The sequence below is a fragment of the Marinomonas vaga genome, from assembly GCF_055388305.1.
The window spans coordinates 1,854,483-1,871,335 of record NZ_AP043903.1; the positions used below are offsets into that span (position 1 = coordinate 1,854,483).

The window sequence follows — 16,853 nt, forward strand, 5'->3', positions numbered from 1 at the left end:
AACGAAAACCTCTGTTATAGACTCGTTTCAAGCTAGATTTTATTGGCGGAACCCCGCCCCGAATTTTGGAAGTACCCATGTCTGCAAAAGAATATAACGCCGGATCGATAGAAGTTCTCAGCGGGCTAGAGCCTGTACAAAAACGCCCAGGGATGTACACGGAAACAACACGCCCTAACCACCTTGCCCAAGAAGTCATCGATAACTCCGTTGACGAAGCCTTAGCAGGTCATGCGGATCGCATTACGGTCACCCTGCACAAAGATAATTCCTTGAGTGTGGAAGATAACGGCCGTGGTATGCCAGTGGATATTCACCCGGAAGAAGGCGTCTCTGGGGTGGAGTTGATCCTGACTAAATTGCATGCGGGTGGTAAGTTCTCCGGCGACAACTACCAATTCTCAGGTGGTTTGCACGGGGTTGGGGTAAGTGTGGTAAACGCCTTATCCACGTCTCTTGAAGTCTGGGTAAAACGTGGTGGTGTGCAATATCACATTGGCTTTGCAGATGGCCATAAGGTGTCCGAACTCAAGGAAGTTGGGACGGTCGGCAAAAAGAACACAGGTACAATGGTTAAATTCTCTGCGGACCCTAAATACTTCGACAGTGGCAAGTTTTCCCTGTCCCGTTTGAAGCATTTATTAAAAGCGAAAGCCGTTTTGTGCTCGGGCCTGCATGTGGTCTTCATTGACCAAAGTGGTGCAGAAGAAGCCCGTGAAGAATGGTTCTTTGAAGATGGCCTTAAAGACTATCTTGCGAAAGCAAATGAAGGCTTTGAGTTGATTCCTGAAGAGCCTTTTATTGGTGGCTTAGCAGAGAAAACTCAAGGGGTTGATTGGGCCGTACAATGGCTACCTGAAGGTGGAGAGCTGATCACCGAAAGCTATGTTAACCTCATCCCTACCGCCCAAGGTGGTACCCATGTGAATGGCCTGCGTACTGGCTTGTTAGAAGGTATTCGTGAGTTTTGTGACTTTCACAGCTTACTTCCCCGTGGCATTAAGCTTACTGCGGAAGATGTGTGGGAGCGTTGTAGCTATGTCTTGTCGGCAAAACTACAAGAGCCACAATTCTCAGGGCAAACCAAAGAGCGCTTATCTTCTCGCCAGATTGTTGCTTTCATTTCCGCAACGGTTAAAGATGCCTTCAGTCTTTGGCTCAACAAGCACGTAGACGATGGTAAAAAGATTGCCGAGCTGGTGATTAACAGTGCGCAAAAACGTATGCGTGCCAGCAAAAAAGTCGTGCGTAAAAAGGTCACTCAAGGTCCAGCGCTGCCGGGCAAGCTTGCGGATTGTGCAGGGCAAGATTCCGCTCGAAGTGAGCTTTTCTTAGTGGAAGGGGACTCGGCTGGTGGCTCAGCCAAGCAAGCCCGAGATAAAGACTTCCAAGCCATCATGCCCTTGCGTGGCAAGATTTTGAACTCTTGGGAAGTGGATTCTGGCCAAGTTTTGGCGTCACAGGAGATCCATGATATTTCTGTGGCTCTAGGGGTGGACCCTGTGGAAGATGACTTGTCGGGCTTACGCTACGGCAAAGTATGTATTCTGGCGGATGCGGACTCCGATGGTCTGCACATCGCGACCTTGCTATGTGCCCTGTTTGTTCGTCACTTTCCTGCCTTGGTTCGCAGTGGTCACGTGTTTGTGGCGATGCCGCCTCTTTACCGTATCGACTTAGGGAAAGAAGTTCATTACGCCCTCGATGATGAAGAAAAAGACATCATCTTGCACAAGCTGGCAGCAGAGAATAAGCGTGGCACCCCCAATGTACAGCGTTTCAAAGGCTTGGGTGAGATGAACCCAGCACAACTGCGTGAAACCACCATGGCACCTGATACCCGTCGTTTGATTCAACTTACCATGGAAGATCCAACGGTCACCGGCGAAGTGCTAGATAAGCTTCTGTCTAAGAAGCGTGCCAGCGACCGCAAAGATTGGTTAGAAACCTATGGCAACCTAGCGGTTGTGGATTAATCACTCTCTTGTAATAGGTTTTCAGCAAACTGCTGGAAACCTATTACACTTAATACCTAAGCAGTTGAACTAGAGACCTCTTATGCAGAACGATGCCTTACCCATTGAGGCGATGTACGAACGGTTGGACTATCACCTTCAAAAGCATGCCACGGAGCGCTCAATCATCTCTGTCTCAGAGCTTGATGGTTTTGTCTCGGCTATAGGGTGCAGCAAAGATGTGCTGGCGCCCAGTGATTGGTTGCCCGCTATTTGGGGGGCGCCAGAAGACCAGCCTAAATGGCCGATATCCGATGAAGAAGATGAATTCTATGGCTTGGTGATGCTGTTACATTTAGAAGCGGTTGATGGGTTGATTAATGGCAATCTTAACCCTGTCTATTTGGAGCACGAAGACCCTAAAGGTCAGGTGACCATCATAGTAGAAGACTGGTGTGCTGGATTTATGCGTGGTGCTCGACTTACGGGATTGTCCCATACTGGATCACGTGAGTTTATCGACGAAGTCATGGCCAGTGTACGCCTGTTTGGTACCCCGGCGGGGTGGCAAAAACTGGACGCGATGAGTGATGCGGAAGTGCAATTTTGGCGCGAATCGTTAGAGCCATCCATCGTGCGTTTGGCTCAGCACAATCACCCAGAGATTCAGATTGATTCCAGTGGCGATAGTACGCCCATCTTGCATTGACCCTAGCACATAGACAAAAAACATAGACAAAAAAGGGCGCTCATTGAGCGCCCTTTTTGATGGAGCTGTATGGGATTAACCCACTACTTTGGCGATGGACTCACATAGGTAATCGATGTTTTGATCACTTACGCCGGCCACACTCATACGGCCCGTATCAGCGATGTAGATTGAGTAATCGGAACGAAGCTTGCGCACTTGCTCTAGGGTAAGGCCTGAGTAAGAGAACATGCCGCGCTGCTTTTCAATGAAGCTAAAGTCTTTGCTAACACCGGATGCAGCAAGCTTTTGTACCAGTTGACTACGCAGTCCATTGATACGGTTACGCATTTGCGTTACTTCAGACTCCCACAGAGCATGTAACTCAGGGTTGTTCATAATGGTGTGAACCACTGCGGCACCGTGAGCAGGTGGCATGGAGTAGTTTGCGCGGATCGCTTGGCCAATGATGGAGAATGCGTTTTTCGCTTCTTCGCTTGTTTCTGCAATCACACTCAAACCACCGCAACGGTCACGGTAGATACCGAAGTTTTTCGAGAAAGAGTTGGCAATCAACATACTTGGAGTGCGCTCCGCCATGTAACGTAGGCCCGCCATGTCTTCGTTTAGACCATCGCCAAAACCTTGGTAAGCAGCATCAATCAAAGGCAACACTTTGCGCTGATTAACAAAGTCTGTCAGGGTGTGCCAGTGCTCTAGTTGTAGATCAACACCAGTGGGGTTGTGGCAGCAAGCGTGCAGCAACAATACATCGCCTTCTTTCATTTCTGCTTCTAGGAAGGTCATCATATCGTCGAAGCGAACGTCATTGGTTGCTGGGTCGTAGTACGGGTATTCAATGACTTCAACGCCTGCGGAGTTGAAGATAGAGGTATGGTTACCCCAAGTTGGATCACTGACAAATAAACGCGCGCCCGCTAGGTTTGCACTGATGAAGTCTGCTGCGACTTTAAGTGCGCCTGTACCGCCAGGAGTTTGTGTCGACTGAATGCGACCTTGTTTGATGACTTCGCTGTCTGCGCCAAGCAACAATGTCTGGATCAGTGGGGCAAAATCTGCCGCACCATAGACACCTAAGTAAGCTTTGGTTTCCTCATTAGCCACCATAATAGCTTCTGCTTTTTTAACAGATTCTAAAATAGGGGTGCGCCCTTGATCATCTTTATAAACGCCTACGCCCAAGTCGACTTTCTTTGGGTTTGGGTCTTGTTGATGGGCAACGATTAGGGCTAATAGCGGGTCACCAGGAACGGCTTTTAGGTGTTTGAACATGTCGGGATCTTTCCTTACTTATTTAGGCAAAGTATAACGATGCTTGATGAGATTAAACGCTCACATATTCTGCGCTTTTGACGATAAAATACAATTCGAAAAAGTGATGATATATGCAAACATTGAATAAACTGTCCAAAAAAATGAACACCTTTCACAGGCTGCCATGACCGCTACACTTAACGATCTATTTGAGACATTGGATAATTGGCTTGCAGAGTTTAAACCTTTGTGGGACATCGAAAGTTTTGCCGAGCTAGATTGGCCATGGCGGGCCCACTGTCCAGAGCTTTGCGAGTGGTTAACCCAGCAGCCGAACGTGCCCACCCCTGAAGCCGTGCAAAACGCTTTAGAAGAGTTCTGGCCAGAATTCAGAGCTGAGCCTAATTGTGATTGGTTATTTTCAACTGACGCTCAGGCACTTCCCTCGCCGCCTAGCTATTTCAGCCAGGGCATCAAAGGCCGAAAATGGGATCAGATTACGGCCTTTAGTCGAATGGCTCACCCCATCAGTCCGGCGGTGGAGTGGTGCGCAGGCAAAGGCCATTTGGGTAAGGTATTGGCCTATCAGCATCAGGTGCAAGTCCACAGCTTGGAATGGCAACAAAATCTTTGTGATACGGGACAGAAACAAGCTGAAGACTTATCCATCGATCAAACCTTCACCTGTACCGATGTACTGAAAGGAGAGGGGGCTCAGCCCTTATCGAAGGCTAACAGTGCTGTGGCGCTCCACGCCTGTGGCGATTTGCACCGGGTATTAATCGAACAGGCCATCGAGGCTGGTTTGCAATCCATTCAGCTGTCGCCTTGTTGTTATCATCTAACAAAAGAAACACTGTATACGCCGCTTTCTAAGCAAGGTCAAAACGCTAACGTTCAGCTTAGTCGCAATAACCTCAAACTGGCCGTGAAGGAAGTTGCTACGGCAGGCGCACGGGAGCAGCTCCTGAAACAAAAAGAGCTCACCTACCGCCTTGGTTTTGATGGGTGGCAGCGCAAAGCTCGAGGTGTAGACCATTATTTAAATGTGCCGTCTTGCGCTAAATCCTTATTAAATGAAGGCTTTGAAGCCTTCTGTGACTGGGCTATGACGCAAAAGCAACTCACTCATCTAAAGGGAAAATTATCAACGGCCGGCTTTGAGCAAGTGGGCAATGAGCGAGCCAAGCAGGTGGCCAAGATAGAAGCCATCACTCAGTATTTTCGCCGCCCTTTAGAACTCTGGCTCGTGCTAGATCGAGGGTTACAACTTGAAGAGGCCGGTTATCAGGTTCGTATCAGTGAATTTTGTGAGGCATCACTAACCCCTCGAAATTTGATGATCTCGGCTTTGCGCCCATAAAGATCCACAAGGTATTTATCGCTTGTTAATAAAAGTGATAATGATTTCTATTTACATTGTTTCTTGAAGTTTGTATTCTGCTTAGGGTTTTTACCTGAGTCAGGAGTCGAACAAAACAATGGACGCTAACACAAGCTCCCACCCATATTTGCCAGCGGATCAAGCTGAGTCTCTTTTATCTGACATTGCCACCTGGGGGAATACCACGACCATTATCATTCATGGGGGAAGTGTCTTTGAATTTAAGGGCGATTTTCCAGAAGGTAAAAACGCTCAGGGTTATTACAACCTGAAAGGTAAAACAGGCTTTGAGGGACACCTTAAGCTAGATACCTTGGATCGTATTGAACTCATCACCAAACTTCACCGAGGACGCCTCTCTCACGCATTTTCTTTCATTAAGGACGATGAGGCGGTGTTTAAAATATTTTTAGGTCGAGATGCGGACGGTAATTTGATCGAGCCTCAGGTTGCTCGATTTCACCAGCTTGAAGAGACTGCTAAAAATGACTGATGCAACAACAGTATCCAACTTAACTCAATCCACCGAAGACAAAATTCGTATTGAAATAGAGCGATTTATCTCAAGCCGTAAAAGTTTGATGTTATCCACTATCAATGAAAATAATCTTCCTTTTGCGTCCTATGCGCCCTTTGGCATAGGCAAAGACTGCTATTACATCCTTATCAGCGACATTGCGTTGCATGCTAAAAACTTGCGACACATGCCCAAGGCTTCAGCTCTGATTATTGAAGATGAAGATACAGCAGGTGAGCTGTTTGCACGAATGCGTGTGAATTATCAGATGGATGCGGAGTTGCTAGAAGTGAACTCCGAGGCTTGGAACCAAGGTTTGGCCTCTCTTGTGTCCCGTCATGGGGAGCGAGCGCAGAACTTAAGCCAGCTTTCAGACTTTAAAATGTTTCGTTTAACACCCACCAGTGGACGTTATGTAAAGGGCTTTGGCCGTGCTTACGCTATTACAGGTAATTCAACCATTTCGCATCTTCGTGAAGGGCACAAGCCTCGCTGATTTTAAGCTCTCCCTAACAGGTAAATGTAATGATAAACACATGTCATATGGTTTTTCGATGGATTCTCGCCTTTGGCTTCACTACGTTAGTTTCTGGAGCATGGGCTCAGGAGCGTCTCGTTTCCATCGGCGGCGCAGTCACCGAAATAGTGTATGCCCTAGACCAGCAGCACTTATTAGTGGGGCGTGATACCACTTCCACTTGGCCAAAAGAGGCGAATGCATTGCCTGACATTGGTTATGCTCGAGCTTTGTCCCCTGAGGGGGTGCTCTCCGTTGCGCCGACCCTGATTATTGCAGAGCAAAACACTGGGCCCCAAGAAACCATAGAAGTGTTAAAAGCCGCCAATATCCCCTATATCACCATTAAAGATGGTTACACCCGAGAGGGGATAGTCGGCAAGATTAGAGCGGTTGCAAAGGCTCTTAATGTACCTCAGCGTGGGGAGGAGCTTGCCCAGAAGGTAAATCAGCAACTGCTGAACGCGGAGCAAGCCGTCAGCCAAGTGACTGAGAAACAGAAGGTTCTCTTTATTCTTTCAACCCGTAGCGGGAAAATCATGGCCGCAGGGGCTGATACGGCTGCAAACGGTATTATTGGGCTGGCGGGCGGGGAGAATGTCTTCAGTGAGTTCACTGGCTACAAGCAGGTGAGCGACGAAGCGGTTACCCAAGCGAACCCGGATATTATTCTGATGATGGGGGCTCAAGCGGGGCGCGGTAATCATGACGCAGACAATGATGCGCTTTTTGCTATGCCTGCTCTACAAACAACGAACGCAGCTTTGAACCAGCGCGTGGTTCGAATGGATGCTTTGTTGCTGCTTGGTTTTGGTCCCCGCAGTGGGAGTGCCATCACTGAGCTACATGCTGCTATGTATCCTTAGTTGTTAGGTAAATGGATTTACCATGATTGCTATTTTGACTTCATTTTTTCCCGTCGAGAGCACCGGAGATAGAACTAAGCGGGCTAAGGCCCTGATTCTACTTTTGATCATTGCGCTTTTTTTTGTGGCTCTTGCGAGCTTAACGACGGGTGCCACCCAAACGCCATTGTATACCGCCCTGAAAACCTTGATGACGGGTCATGAGATTGGCCTTAGAGAACACATTATCTTGTTTGATATACGTGCTCCAAGAACGCTAATGGGGATGCTGGTGGGAGCCGCGTTAGCTGTGTCTGGTGCCGTGATGCAAGGGCTGTTTCGTAATCCGTTAGCCGATCCTGGGCTGATTGGTGTGAGTGCTGGTGCTGGCTTGGGCGCGATTTCAGCAATTGTCATTGGTGGCCTCTTACCCGGATATTTGCTCAGCAGTCTGGGTTATTATTTAGTCCCTGTGGCGGCCTTTTTAGGGGGCTGGATCAGCACGATTTTGCTGTATAAAGTGGCGACTCGTCAGGGTAGAACGTCGGTGGCCGTTATGTTGTTGGCCGGTATCGCCTTAGGTGCATTAACGGGTGCCTTGTCTGGGCTACTGGTCTATCAAGCGGATGATAGCCAACTTCGGGATTTGACCTTCTGGGGGCTTGGCTCTATTGCGGGAGCTACCTGGGATAAGGTGGCCATGACGGCTCCATTAATATTGCTGTCTTTAATGGTGACACCCTTTTTAGCGCGGGGACTCAATGGACTGGCCCTAGGCGAGGCCACGGCTATGCATTTGGGTATTCCGGTGCAAAGGCTAAAAAGCATCGCCATCTTAACCGTGGCAGGTGCGGTTGGGGCGGCTGTAGCGGCCTCCGGTGGTATTGGTTTTGTGGGGATCGTCGTTCCGCACTTGTTACGCTTGTTGATCGGTCCTGATCATAAATACCTAATACCGGCTTCGGCCTTGCTGGGGGCTATTTTATTACTGGTTGCCGATATGATCAGTCGAACCATCATTGCCCCAGCAGAACTGCCTATTGGGATTGTCATGGCCGTCATCGGTGGGCCATTTTTCCTTTATATTCTGCTCCGCAATCGCAACATTCTGGATTTGTAAATTATGATTGTTACCCATGACGTTGGGGTCGCTATAAGGCATAAAAGCATCATTGAAGGTGTTAATTTTGTCGCGAAGCCTAGCGAACTAGTCTCCATTGCTGGGCCTAATGGGTCTGGGAAAACCACCTTTCTGCGAGCCTTGACCGGAGAAATGGCTTACAGCGGCGATATTATGTTTGATGGTAATAACATGGTATCGATGCCAGATTGGAAGCTAGCAACCCGGCGAGCCGTATTGCCCCAATCAACTAGCCTGTCTTTTCCGTTCACTGTTTTAGAGGTCGTGCGTCTAGGGTTACGCAATGGGATGGATGGGAGCCATCCAGAGCTATTGAGCCTTGCCCTTGCTAAGGTTGGCTTGAAGGGCTTCGAACCCCGTTTTTACCAAGAACTCTCAGGGGGGGAGAAGCAGCGGGTACAGCTTGCCCGAGTATTGGTGCAGGTTTGGCATCCGGTGGTGGCTGGAGACGCCCAGTGGCTATTTCTAGATGAGCCTGTTTCTGCTTTGGATATTGGGCACCAGATTGAAGTGATGAGCATTGCTCGGGAGTTTGCTAATGCTGGTGGCGGTGTCATCGCCGTGATGCATGACTTAAATCTCGCGGCTATGTACTCTGATTCCATTGCACTGTTTGAGAAGGGGAGGCTGCTGATTCAAGACTCTCCTCCAGTTGTCATGACAAATGAGAATCTCACTCGAGCCTACCAATGGCCAATTCAAGTGAACCAACTGCCTACCGCCCCGATGTCATTTGTGTTGCCTCAAGCGTCCGCAAAATGAGGTGTACTCAGGTACTTTGAGAGTTAGCCTTAGGGCCAGTTTATCTCTGCAAGGGATTCAAATGCGGGCTTTGCAAAGAGAAAGCCTTGAAATAAATGAACTCCTAAGGATTCTAAGCAGCGATATTCTTCCAAGGTCTCAATCCCCTCTGCGATCACTGTAATGTTTAGCTCATTAAACATGGCCAGTGTATGGCGAATCAGGGTTTGACGGACTGGATTTGTGTCAATGTCACGTATCAGTTCCATGTCTAGTTTGGCGATATCGGTGGGCATGGTGCCGAGCAGTGTGAGTCCGTTATAACCGGAGCCAAAATCATCTATTGCCGTTTTAAAGCCAAGGTCTTGATAATGCCTAATGATGTTGATTAGGTGGTCATGGTCTTGAATGCGCTCATCTTCGGTGAATTCAAAGACAATTTTTTTGTAGTCAAAACCATATTGCTCAGCCGCCGCCAGTGTGGTCCGAATGCAGAGTTCAGGTTTGTAGATGGCGTTGGGCAAAAAGTTAATGCTGAGTTTGGAGGTGATTCCCAATTGGGCAGCCAGTTTTATGGCTTTCACACGGCAACTTTGATCAAACCGATAGCGGTTGCCATCATTGACGTGTTGGAAAACCTGTCCAGCGCCTTCGCCATTAATGCCTCGTACGAGGGCCTCTTGGGCGTAAATAGAATGAGTTCGTGTGTCGATAATTGGCTGAAATGCCATGGTGAATTGGAAATCAAGGTCACACCCTTTGGCGCACTCTTGGCAGCCGTACTGCTTAAAATCGGGTTGCTCCATAAAAAGCTCTCTTTCCTGTATGTCGTCACCTGTGGCTGTTAAAGATAAAGTAAAACGGGGCGCATTATCGCACTCCGTTTTGTTTGCCTATTAGATAGGATAGATCAGGGTAAATCAAAAATCAGGGCTTTGGCGCGTTGATCCGTGCTTTTTGCAAAGTGCAGGTCAGCCAGAGACTCTATTTTGGCACCGTCACCTTTTGTAAGCTGATGCTCTCCATTTAGGGTGATGCTTCCTTCCACTAGGTGTACGTAATAGTTGCGGTTTGCATCACCTTGCCAAGTGGCTTTTTGAGCATCCTCTAAGATCAGCTGTATCAACTGCATGTCTTGTTTGATCTGCAGGGTGTCTTCTTTGCCATCGGCGGTTATCACAGTGGTAAAGCCTTCTTCTTCGCCAAAGCTTTTCTGTTGGTAGCCTGGACTTCCGCCTTTTTGGTTTGGCTGAATCCAGATCTGCAAGAACTTTAACGTTTCCTCAGACGATGCGTTAAACTCGCTGTGAAAGATCCCTGAACCCGCAGACATGAGCTGATATTCACCCGCTGGTAGCTCACGGATATTGCCCGCGCTGTCTTTGTGGGCGATGACCCCTTGAGTCACCAAGCTGATGATTTCCATGTCACGGTGGCCGTGGGTTTCAAAGCCCATGGAGGGTGTCACCGTATCATCGTTGATGACGCGTAGTTGTGAAAACCCCATGTGGGCTGGGTCGTAATAGTGACCAAAAGAAAACGTATGGTGACTGTCTAGCCAGCCAAAATTAGCATGGCCACGATCCTGTGCTTTGCGTAAAGTGATCATGATTAACTCCTATAAATTGGTCTTGCGACGATATAGGAGTAGTTTATATATCGAAAAAATAAATTAAAAACGCAATATTTCGAGATTATCTATCAGTTTAACTGATGTATTTGCTAAGGAAGCCCGAATGACCTTGTTCATCGCCATTTTGCCTGTGTTCCTATTATTGATGGTTGGTGCTGCTTTTCAGCATTGGCGCTTTCCATTTGATGGCTTTTGGCAAGGGGTGGATAAGCTGGTTTACTGGTGCCTGTTCCCAGCGCTCTTGTTTTCTAAAACCAGTGTCATTGATTTCAACAACCCCATGTTGTTTGACTATGGGGTGACCCTTGTGGGGGCTATGTGCGTCACAGCTGTGTTTGTCTACCTGTTGGCCAAGGGGATAAAAGCGCCGAACCCAACAACTACCTCAATGATCCAAGCGGGGATCCGTTTTAATACCTTTATCACCTTAGCCTTGGCGGAGCGTTTGTATGGCGCTGAAGGTCTTGTCTATGCCGCATTAGGGGCGGCGGTGTTGATTCCTTCGGTGAATGTGTTTTTAGTGGTGTGCTTGGTGTCCATGCACGGTAAACCGGGTCAGTCGTTGCCGGCGTTGATTTCCAAGGAGTTGTTACGTAACCCGTTGATTTTGTCGATCGCGTTAGGGATCAGTTTGAATTTACTGGGGTTAACGCCTGTGTTGATTCTGTCGGATATGACGGAGATGTTGTCCCGTGCGACCTTGCCGCTGGTGTTGTTGGCAGTTGGTGCTGGGGTGCGTTTTACTGCGATCCGTAGTGTGGGGATGAGTTTTTGGATCTCTGCCGTGGGGCGCTTTGTGGTCTTTCCCGCGGTCGTCATTGGATTGTGTTTTGTGTTGGGGATTTCTGGCTTGGCGGCGTCTGTAGCGCTCTTGTTCGGTATTGTGCCTACGGCTACCTCGGCCTATGCCTTGGCGAAGCAGTTAGGGGGGGATGCGGAGCGTATGGCGGCGTTTATCACCTTACAAACTGGGATGTCGATGATAACGGTGCCAGTAAGCATTGCCCTAGCTCATAGTTGGTTGAGCTAAGGCAATTGCTAGGTGTTGAGATAGGTTAGTGTTTGTGGTGATGGTTGTGCTCATGGTGGTGGTGCTCAACATCCATCTCATAGAGCTCCGGCTCACCCGGATAGGAGACACCAATGTCTTGGCGAATCTCATCCATGGTCGAGAGTAAGTTCAGGGTGTCTTCCCAAAGATGGTTCGGGCTTTGCAGAACGCCTTCCTGTATGCAACGGTTTACTTCTTCCACTTCGAATTGATAACCCACCCCTTGGAAATCAAAGGTCATGGTGTGCTCTGAGCCGTCCTGTTTACATAGGGTGATGGCTTTGGCCTTGTACCATTCTTTATCAAACTCGATATAGCCATGGGTGCCAGAGATAACCGCGCGATTGGGTTGTTGAGTAATGATTGACGCTTCTAGTGAGGCCAGCTGACCACCGTCCCAGCCCAGTAGTAGCTGTTCTAGTAAGTCTACATCCGTATCCCCAACGACCGCCTGGTTCTGTACAAAGTCCGGTTTGCCGAAGATAAGCTGTGCCAAAAAGATAGGATAAATCCCAACGTCCAGAAGCGCGCCGCCCCCCAGCTCTCGGTTAAACAAACGATGACTTGGGTCTTGCTCCAAGGCAAAACCAAAGCTAGCTTGCACACTCTGGGCGTTGCCGATCTCTCCTTCTTCAACCCACTCTAGGGCTTGTTCTACTGCCGGATTGAAGCGTGACCACATGGCCTCCATTACGAACACTTCTTTGGCTTGGGCCAGCTCAAACAGCTCTTTGGCTTGGGCTTGGTTGAGGGTGAAAGGCTTTTCACACAGCACGTGCTTGCCCGCCAAGATACACGCCTTGGTGAGTTCGAAGTGAAACACGTGGGGCACAGCAATGTAGATGACGTCTACTTCGTGGCTGTTGATTAAGGAAAAGTAATCCACCATCGCCAGTTCGATACCAAACTGCTCGGCAAACGCATCAGCGCTTCCCTTGTCACGGGAAGCAACCGCTCGCAATTCGCCTGTTTTGGCATATCGAAAATCTGCTGCGAAGGCTTTTGCAATGGTGCCTGTGCCAATGATTCCCCAGCGTACTTCGCTCATAAGAGACTCCTAGTGGATATAAATGTGGTGGCAATGGTTGGATTATAGTTCACTCTGGGCTTCTAACGCAGCTAATCGTGCAGTCAAATCTGCTACCTGTTGCTCTAGCTGGGCGATACGTTGATCCACCTCATCATTCACTGGTTCTGATACTGGTTCTGGTGCAGTGCTGGCATAGGCTGCTAAATCTTGCTCGGTACAAAATAGCTCCCGGTAACGGGATTCGCGTTTACCGGGTTCTCTTGGCAGTTGCTCTGTGAAGGGGCCACCTGTCTTTTGGGTGAGATTCTCTAGCCCTTGTTCGACTTCTTGAATGCTCTGGAAGGCATATAGGCGTCCACTTCGAGAACGAAGCTCTCCCGGCGTCTGTGGGCCACGTAGGAGCAACATGCAAACGATGGCAGTCTCGCCACCAGTGAGTTGTAAATCTGAAAACTCGGTATTGCAGAAGCGGTGTTGATACTTGGCCACACGGCTTCCTTGATAAAAGTCTTCTGTCACTAGCCCACGAGATACGAGTCCATCTACCGTTTCCTGTACTTCGTATTCACTGTATTGGGTCACTGGGTCGCGACTCGATTTTTGATTACAGGCGTTTGTTAGGGCATTGATGCTCAAAGGGTAGTGATCCGGTGTCACGATGGACTTTTCCATTAAACAACCAATAACGCGGGCTTCTTTAGCCGTTAAGGCGTAATACGACATGGCAATCTCCTAAGACGATGAGTCCTTTTCCTTGATAAAGAGTGAAAAGGGCATAGTGAGCAAATGTGAAAAGCGCTTGGGCGCGAAAGAACGAGTACCGGGCATGCCTATGGCAAGTTTTTGATCTCCCTGTTGGCTATCGGGGGTGTAACTGCCAAACAGACGATCCCAGAAGCTGAGGCAGAAGCCATAGTTGCTGTTGGCTTCTTCTGTTAATCGAGAATGGTGAATACGATGCATGTCGGGGGTCACCACCAAGCGACGTAACCATTTATCCATTGGGTGTTTTAAATGGACATTGGTGTGGTTAAACATGGCGAAGCCATTGAGCAAGATATCAAACAATAGAACGGCCGCCGCAGGGACGCCCAGTAACCAGATTGCAACGGCTTTAATGACTAGGGACAGAAGAATTTCAAGGGGATGGAAGCGCACCGCTGAGGACACGTCCAATTCAGGGTCACTGTGATGTACCCGATGTAAACGCCAAAACCAAGGGACTGTATGAAACAATCGATGCTGCCAGTAAATAAGCGCATCCAAAAGAATCAAGGAGACAATCAACGCCCAAGCCTCGGGCAAATGGGTCAATGGTGCAAAAGTGGCACTGGGAAGTAGTGCTACTCCGGTTAAGATTAAAGGCTGACAGATGCGAACGAGAAGAGCGTCCAGTGCAAACAGACCTAGATTGTGGGACCACCGTTGGCGAGCATATTGAAGCGGCTTACGGGGCGCTGCCCATTGCCATGCTAGCAGCGCACTGATAAGAAAAATAAAAGCGTAAATTCGTAATGAATAGTCGATCATAGGTGTCCGTAAACCAGCTCGATGTCGCTAGTTTACACGAAATCCCTCAGTGAAGTGCCTGACTTGGTATCAGTTTTCTTTGTATATCGACCTTAACTACCGCCAGTAATTCCACTAGGACATTTAAATTCACCATGTCCAGATCATTAATGATGATGCAGTGGTCCCCTAAGTGGGTATTGCTTAGACGGTCAGCAAACTGGGTCATGTCCACATCGGCGGAATAGTACAAACATAGATTGTGCTGGTGAGGGGCGATGGCAAACAGCCAACGATCCGTCAGATAAAAAACGCTGACGCCTTTTTCTTGGATGAGGGCGGCCTCAGGGGCAATGGCAAAAATAAGTTCCGTGAGCGTTTGCAGATCCGTACTTACGTGATCATTTGGGGTTACGCTGCAATCCTTTAGCGCACTTGGGTTAAGTGTCGTCAACATAAGCACCTCCAACGGGGCTGATTGCATGGCGTATGTTGACGACTGGCTGGATGGGTTGGTTAAGACAAGCTATCGAGCGCTGCCAAAATACGATTCATGGCTTCTTCTAATTGTGATTTAGGACAACCGAAGTTTAGGCGAATAAAGTCCGGTGCGCCAAACCCCGCACCTTCAGAAATGCCCAATCCCGCCTTGCGGAAAAAGGCTTGAGGATCTTCAAGTTTGTACTCACTTATGTCCAACCATGCGAGATACGTAGCCTCGTGCTCTGCCATCTTAATCTTGGTGCCGGCAATTCGCTGTCGAATGTATTCACAATTTTTATACAAATATCCTAGTAGCTCTTGGTGCCAGTCTTGGCCTTCTCGATAGGCGGCTTCAGCCGCTACCAGGGCTAGCAAATTTGGTGCGGGAATCAGAGCGCCGCGCGCCTCATTGAAGCGTTGGCGCAACTTGGCGTTATCAATGACAGCAAAGGCATAGGCTAAACCTGCTAAATTAAATGTTTTAGAAGGGGCCATTAGCGTCACGGTTCGATTGGCGGCATCCTCATTTAGGCTGGCAAAGGGGATGTGTTGGGCGCCGTTTAAGATGAGATCGCAGTGGATTTCATCAGAAACCACTAGCAGGTCATATTGCTTAGCAAGAGCATGAATGGCTTCCAGTTCCTCGCGGCGATATACGGTGGCGCCTGGGTTGTGCGGATTACACAGCAAGATCATTTGGGCATCGGGCTTGGCACAAGATGCAGCCAGTTGCTCCAGGTCTACTGTCCAGCGATTCTCTTTGAGCCCAAAGGGAATTAGGTCTAATTCACGGCCAGCCATCAAAGGTGCTTTGGTTAAATGGTAATACACTGGGCTTGGTACAATGATCCGTGCGCTCGCTTCTGTCAGTGCTTGAACGCACAAATGTAGTGCGCACACTAGCCCTGGTAAGTGTACAAAGTGGGCAGAGTGGGGTGTCCAGTCATAGCGTGTTTGGCAATGCTCTTGAATGGCCTGCACTAATGACTTAGCAGGAAAGGTATAACCAAATATTCCCTCGTCCACACGCTTGTGGAGGGCTTCTTTTACGCACTCAGGTGCGTCGAAATCCATGTCAGCAACCCACATTGGAATCACGTCAGCTGGGTACTTGGCCCATTTATCGCTTTGCTGAGTGGTTCGGTCGTGAATTGTATCGAAACGAGACGCCAATCTCATATAAACTCCCTATCAGTGTCATGTGGTTTTGTAAGACTCAAAACATACTGCCACAGCAAAGTCGTTAGAGACACAATATTGCATAAACAGGACGTTTTTAGATAACTCAAATGGGCAGATTTAGGGTAGCGTGTAAAAAGTGATCATCTTTTTTACATAATAAGAAAAATATTTTTTCCCGCTGCATTCCTTTGTATCCGTACCTTCTGGTTGTTTGACGACTAATGTTTAGAGCTATTAAGGGTTGACCATTCCCTGACGTTCTGTCTACTATAGTTTTTATTAAATGGTTGTTTAATTAAAAGGAATGCAGATGCCTAAGGTTGGAATGCCAGAAATTAGAAAACCACAACTGATTCAAGCAACCATTACAGCAATTGATGAATTAGGGTTTCCTGGCGCAACGGTGAGCGTAATTGGTAAAAAAGCGGGCGTTTCCCCCGCGATCATCAACCACTACTTCGGTGGCAAAGATGGTTTGTTAGAAGAAACCATGCGTAGCCTGATTAAAGAATTTTTTGAGGTGTTGCATAGCGAGCTGCATAGGGCTCGAAAGGGCAGCACCCTAGATAAAGCGATGGCGATTGTGCGCGCCAGTATCAGTCAATCTCAGACGCACCCCCAAGTCGTCAAAGCTTGGATGGGGTTTTGGGCGTCAGCGATGCACAAACCAGCGCTTTTTCGCTTACAAAATGTTTATTCACGCCGCTTGCAAAGTGCGCTTGTGGCGGTATTTCGAGAGCAACTAGAGCTCGAAGATGCCCGCGAACTGGCCTTTACGGTAGCGGCTTTAATTGACGGTATGTGGCTTCGAGGCTCCCTAGCCGGGGGGATCGACAGTGACTACGCCGCCAACGTGATCAACAAGATATTGGTCACGGCATTGCCGGAAAAGGCGCAGTAGA

At 48.6% G+C, this 16,853-nt stretch carries 18 protein-coding genes; 10 read left to right on the forward strand and 8 right to left on the reverse strand.

All coding sequences use genetic code 11. The annotated features are described in order from the left end of the window. Positions 1-77: 77 nt before the first annotated feature. Entirely contained in the window at positions 78-1,976 is a 1,899-nt protein-coding gene (parE, locus tag ACZ5DR_RS08585; RefSeq protein WP_377368561.1) for a DNA topoisomerase IV subunit B, read from the forward strand. Between the two features lie 82 nt (positions 1,977-2,058). Continuing rightward, entirely contained in the window at positions 2,059-2,664 is a 606-nt protein-coding gene (locus ACZ5DR_RS08590) for a UPF0149 family protein (RefSeq protein ID WP_377368559.1), read from the forward strand. 75 nt (positions 2,665-2,739) lie between these two features. Here ACZ5DR_RS08590 and ACZ5DR_RS08595 read toward each other — a convergent pair whose 3' ends face one another. Further along, a complete protein-coding gene (locus ACZ5DR_RS08595; protein ID WP_377368557.1) occupies positions 2,740-3,936 on the reverse strand; it encodes an amino acid aminotransferase in 1,197 nt (398 codons plus the stop codon). Between the two features lie 166 nt (positions 3,937-4,102). Between ACZ5DR_RS08595 and ACZ5DR_RS08600 the strand changes: the two genes are divergently transcribed. The 6 genes from ACZ5DR_RS08600 (at position 4,103) to ACZ5DR_RS08625 (ending at position 9,084) form a co-directional block, all read left to right on the forward strand. After that, the gene (locus ACZ5DR_RS08600; RefSeq protein WP_377368555.1) at positions 4,103-5,281 is read left to right on the forward strand and encodes a methyltransferase; all 1,179 of its coding nucleotides are present in this window, start codon (positions 4,103-4,105) and stop codon (positions 5,279-5,281) included. Positions 5,282-5,399: 118 nt separating this feature from the next. Beyond that, positions 5,400-5,795, forward strand: a complete 396-nt coding sequence (gene hutX, locus ACZ5DR_RS08605) for a heme utilization cystosolic carrier protein HutX (RefSeq protein WP_377368553.1) — start codon at positions 5,400-5,402, stop codon at positions 5,793-5,795. Next, positions 5,788-6,315, forward strand: a complete 528-nt coding sequence (locus tag ACZ5DR_RS08610) for a HugZ family pyridoxamine 5'-phosphate oxidase (RefSeq protein ID WP_377368551.1) — start codon at positions 5,788-5,790, stop codon at positions 6,313-6,315. The genes hutX and ACZ5DR_RS08610 overlap by 8 nt, the downstream gene beginning before the upstream one ends. Positions 6,316-6,344: 29 nt before the next feature. Further along, on the forward strand, positions 6,345-7,202 hold the full coding sequence (locus ACZ5DR_RS08615; protein ID WP_377368549.1) for a heme/hemin ABC transporter substrate-binding protein: 858 nt from the start codon (positions 6,345-6,347) through the stop codon (positions 7,200-7,202). A 22-nt stretch (positions 7,203-7,224) separates the two neighbouring features. Beyond that, a complete protein-coding gene (locus ACZ5DR_RS08620) occupies positions 7,225-8,301 on the forward strand; it encodes a FecCD family ABC transporter permease (RefSeq protein ID WP_377368547.1) in 1,077 nt (358 codons plus the stop codon). A 3-nt stretch (positions 8,302-8,304) separates the two neighbouring features. Beyond that, positions 8,305-9,084: a heme ABC transporter ATP-binding protein gene (locus tag ACZ5DR_RS08625; protein WP_377368545.1), complete on the forward strand. Its 780-nt coding sequence runs from the start codon at positions 8,305-8,307 to the stop codon at positions 9,082-9,084. Between the two features lie 29 nt (positions 9,085-9,113). Here the strand turns inward: ACZ5DR_RS08625 and ACZ5DR_RS08630 are convergent, their stop codons facing one another. Further along, positions 9,114-9,869 carry an EAL domain-containing protein gene (locus ACZ5DR_RS08630; RefSeq protein WP_377368543.1) on the reverse strand — a complete coding sequence of 252 codons (756 nt, stop codon included), beginning with the start codon at positions 9,867-9,869 and terminating at the stop codon, positions 9,114-9,116. Between the two features lie 104 nt (positions 9,870-9,973). Further along, entirely contained in the window at positions 9,974-10,672 is a 699-nt protein-coding gene (locus tag ACZ5DR_RS08635; RefSeq protein ID WP_377368541.1) for a pirin family protein, read from the reverse strand. Between the two features lie 127 nt (positions 10,673-10,799). Between ACZ5DR_RS08635 and ACZ5DR_RS08640 the strand changes: the two genes are divergently transcribed. After that, entirely contained in the window at positions 10,800-11,726 is a 927-nt protein-coding gene (locus tag ACZ5DR_RS08640; RefSeq protein WP_377368539.1) for an AEC family transporter, read from the forward strand. Positions 11,727-11,751: 25 nt separating this feature from the next. Here the strand turns inward: ACZ5DR_RS08640 and ACZ5DR_RS08645 are convergent, their stop codons facing one another. Genes ACZ5DR_RS08645 through ACZ5DR_RS08665 form a run of 5 tightly spaced genes read right to left on the reverse strand, consistent with a single transcriptional unit; the run spans position 11,752 to position 15,948 of the window. Continuing rightward, a complete protein-coding gene (locus tag ACZ5DR_RS08645) occupies positions 11,752-12,795 on the reverse strand; it encodes a Gfo/Idh/MocA family protein (protein ID WP_377368537.1) in 1,044 nt (347 codons plus the stop codon). A 42-nt stretch (positions 12,796-12,837) separates the two neighbouring features. Continuing rightward, positions 12,838-13,500: a YceH family protein gene (locus ACZ5DR_RS08650; RefSeq protein ID WP_377368535.1), complete on the reverse strand. Its 663-nt coding sequence runs from the start codon at positions 13,498-13,500 to the stop codon at positions 12,838-12,840. 9 nt (positions 13,501-13,509) lie between these two features. Next, on the reverse strand, positions 13,510-14,307 hold the full coding sequence (locus ACZ5DR_RS08655; RefSeq protein WP_377368533.1) for a sterol desaturase family protein: 798 nt from the start codon (positions 14,305-14,307) through the stop codon (positions 13,510-13,512). 46 nt (positions 14,308-14,353) lie between these two features. Beyond that, on the reverse strand, positions 14,354-14,743 hold the full coding sequence (locus tag ACZ5DR_RS08660; RefSeq protein WP_377368531.1) for a hypothetical protein: 390 nt from the start codon (positions 14,741-14,743) through the stop codon (positions 14,354-14,356). Positions 14,744-14,802: 59 nt separating this feature from the next. Continuing rightward, on the reverse strand, positions 14,803-15,948 hold the full coding sequence (locus tag ACZ5DR_RS08665) for a MalY/PatB family protein (RefSeq protein WP_377368529.1): 1,146 nt from the start codon (positions 15,946-15,948) through the stop codon (positions 14,803-14,805). 313 nt (positions 15,949-16,261) lie between these two features. Here ACZ5DR_RS08665 and betI point away from each other — a divergent pair, with 313 nt between their 5' ends. Continuing rightward, complete coding sequence (betI, locus tag ACZ5DR_RS08670; RefSeq protein WP_377368527.1) at positions 16,262-16,852, forward strand: transcriptional regulator BetI; 591 nt, start codon at positions 16,262-16,264, stop codon at positions 16,850-16,852. Position 16,853: the final 1 nt, after the last annotated feature.

Coding starts and splice junctions, on each gene's coding strand:
- ACZ5DR_RS08595 (WP_377368557.1), bottom strand. CDS start 3,936: ATGTTCAAACACCTAAAAGCCGTTCCTGGTGACCCGCTATTAGCCCTA.
- ACZ5DR_RS08650 (WP_377368535.1), bottom strand. CDS start 13,500: ATGTCGTATTACGCCTTAACGGCTAAAGAAGCCCGCGTTATTGGTTGT.
- ACZ5DR_RS08645 (WP_377368537.1), bottom strand. CDS start 12,795: ATGAGCGAAGTACGCTGGGGAATCATTGGCACAGGCACCATTGCAAAA.
- betI (WP_377368527.1), top strand. CDS start 16,262: ATGCCTAAGGTTGGAATGCCAGAAATTAGAAAACCACAACTGATTCAA.
- ACZ5DR_RS08610 (WP_377368551.1), top strand. CDS start 5,788: ATGACTGATGCAACAACAGTATCCAACTTAACTCAATCCACCGAAGAC.
- ACZ5DR_RS08665 (WP_377368529.1), bottom strand. CDS start 15,948: ATGAGATTGGCGTCTCGTTTCGATACAATTCACGACCGAACCACTCAG.
- ACZ5DR_RS08620 (WP_377368547.1), top strand. CDS start 7,225: ATGATTGCTATTTTGACTTCATTTTTTCCCGTCGAGAGCACCGGAGAT.
- ACZ5DR_RS08635 (WP_377368541.1), bottom strand. CDS start 10,672: ATGATCACTTTACGCAAAGCACAGGATCGTGGCCATGCTAATTTTGGC.
- hutX (WP_377368553.1), top strand. CDS start 5,400: ATGGACGCTAACACAAGCTCCCACCCATATTTGCCAGCGGATCAAGCT.
- ACZ5DR_RS08630 (WP_377368543.1), bottom strand. CDS start 9,869: ATGGAGCAACCCGATTTTAAGCAGTACGGCTGCCAAGAGTGCGCCAAA.
- ACZ5DR_RS08615 (WP_377368549.1), top strand. CDS start 6,345: ATGATAAACACATGTCATATGGTTTTTCGATGGATTCTCGCCTTTGGC.
- ACZ5DR_RS08660 (WP_377368531.1), bottom strand. CDS start 14,743: ATGTTGACGACACTTAACCCAAGTGCGCTAAAGGATTGCAGCGTAACC.
- ACZ5DR_RS08625 (WP_377368545.1), top strand. CDS start 8,305: ATGATTGTTACCCATGACGTTGGGGTCGCTATAAGGCATAAAAGCATC.
- ACZ5DR_RS08640 (WP_377368539.1), top strand. CDS start 10,800: ATGACCTTGTTCATCGCCATTTTGCCTGTGTTCCTATTATTGATGGTT.
- ACZ5DR_RS08600 (WP_377368555.1), top strand. CDS start 4,103: ATGACCGCTACACTTAACGATCTATTTGAGACATTGGATAATTGGCTT.
- ACZ5DR_RS08655 (WP_377368533.1), bottom strand. CDS start 14,307: ATGATCGACTATTCATTACGAATTTACGCTTTTATTTTTCTTATCAGT.
- parE (WP_377368561.1), top strand. CDS start 78: ATGTCTGCAAAAGAATATAACGCCGGATCGATAGAAGTTCTCAGCGGG.
- ACZ5DR_RS08590 (WP_377368559.1), top strand. CDS start 2,059: ATGCAGAACGATGCCTTACCCATTGAGGCGATGTACGAACGGTTGGAC.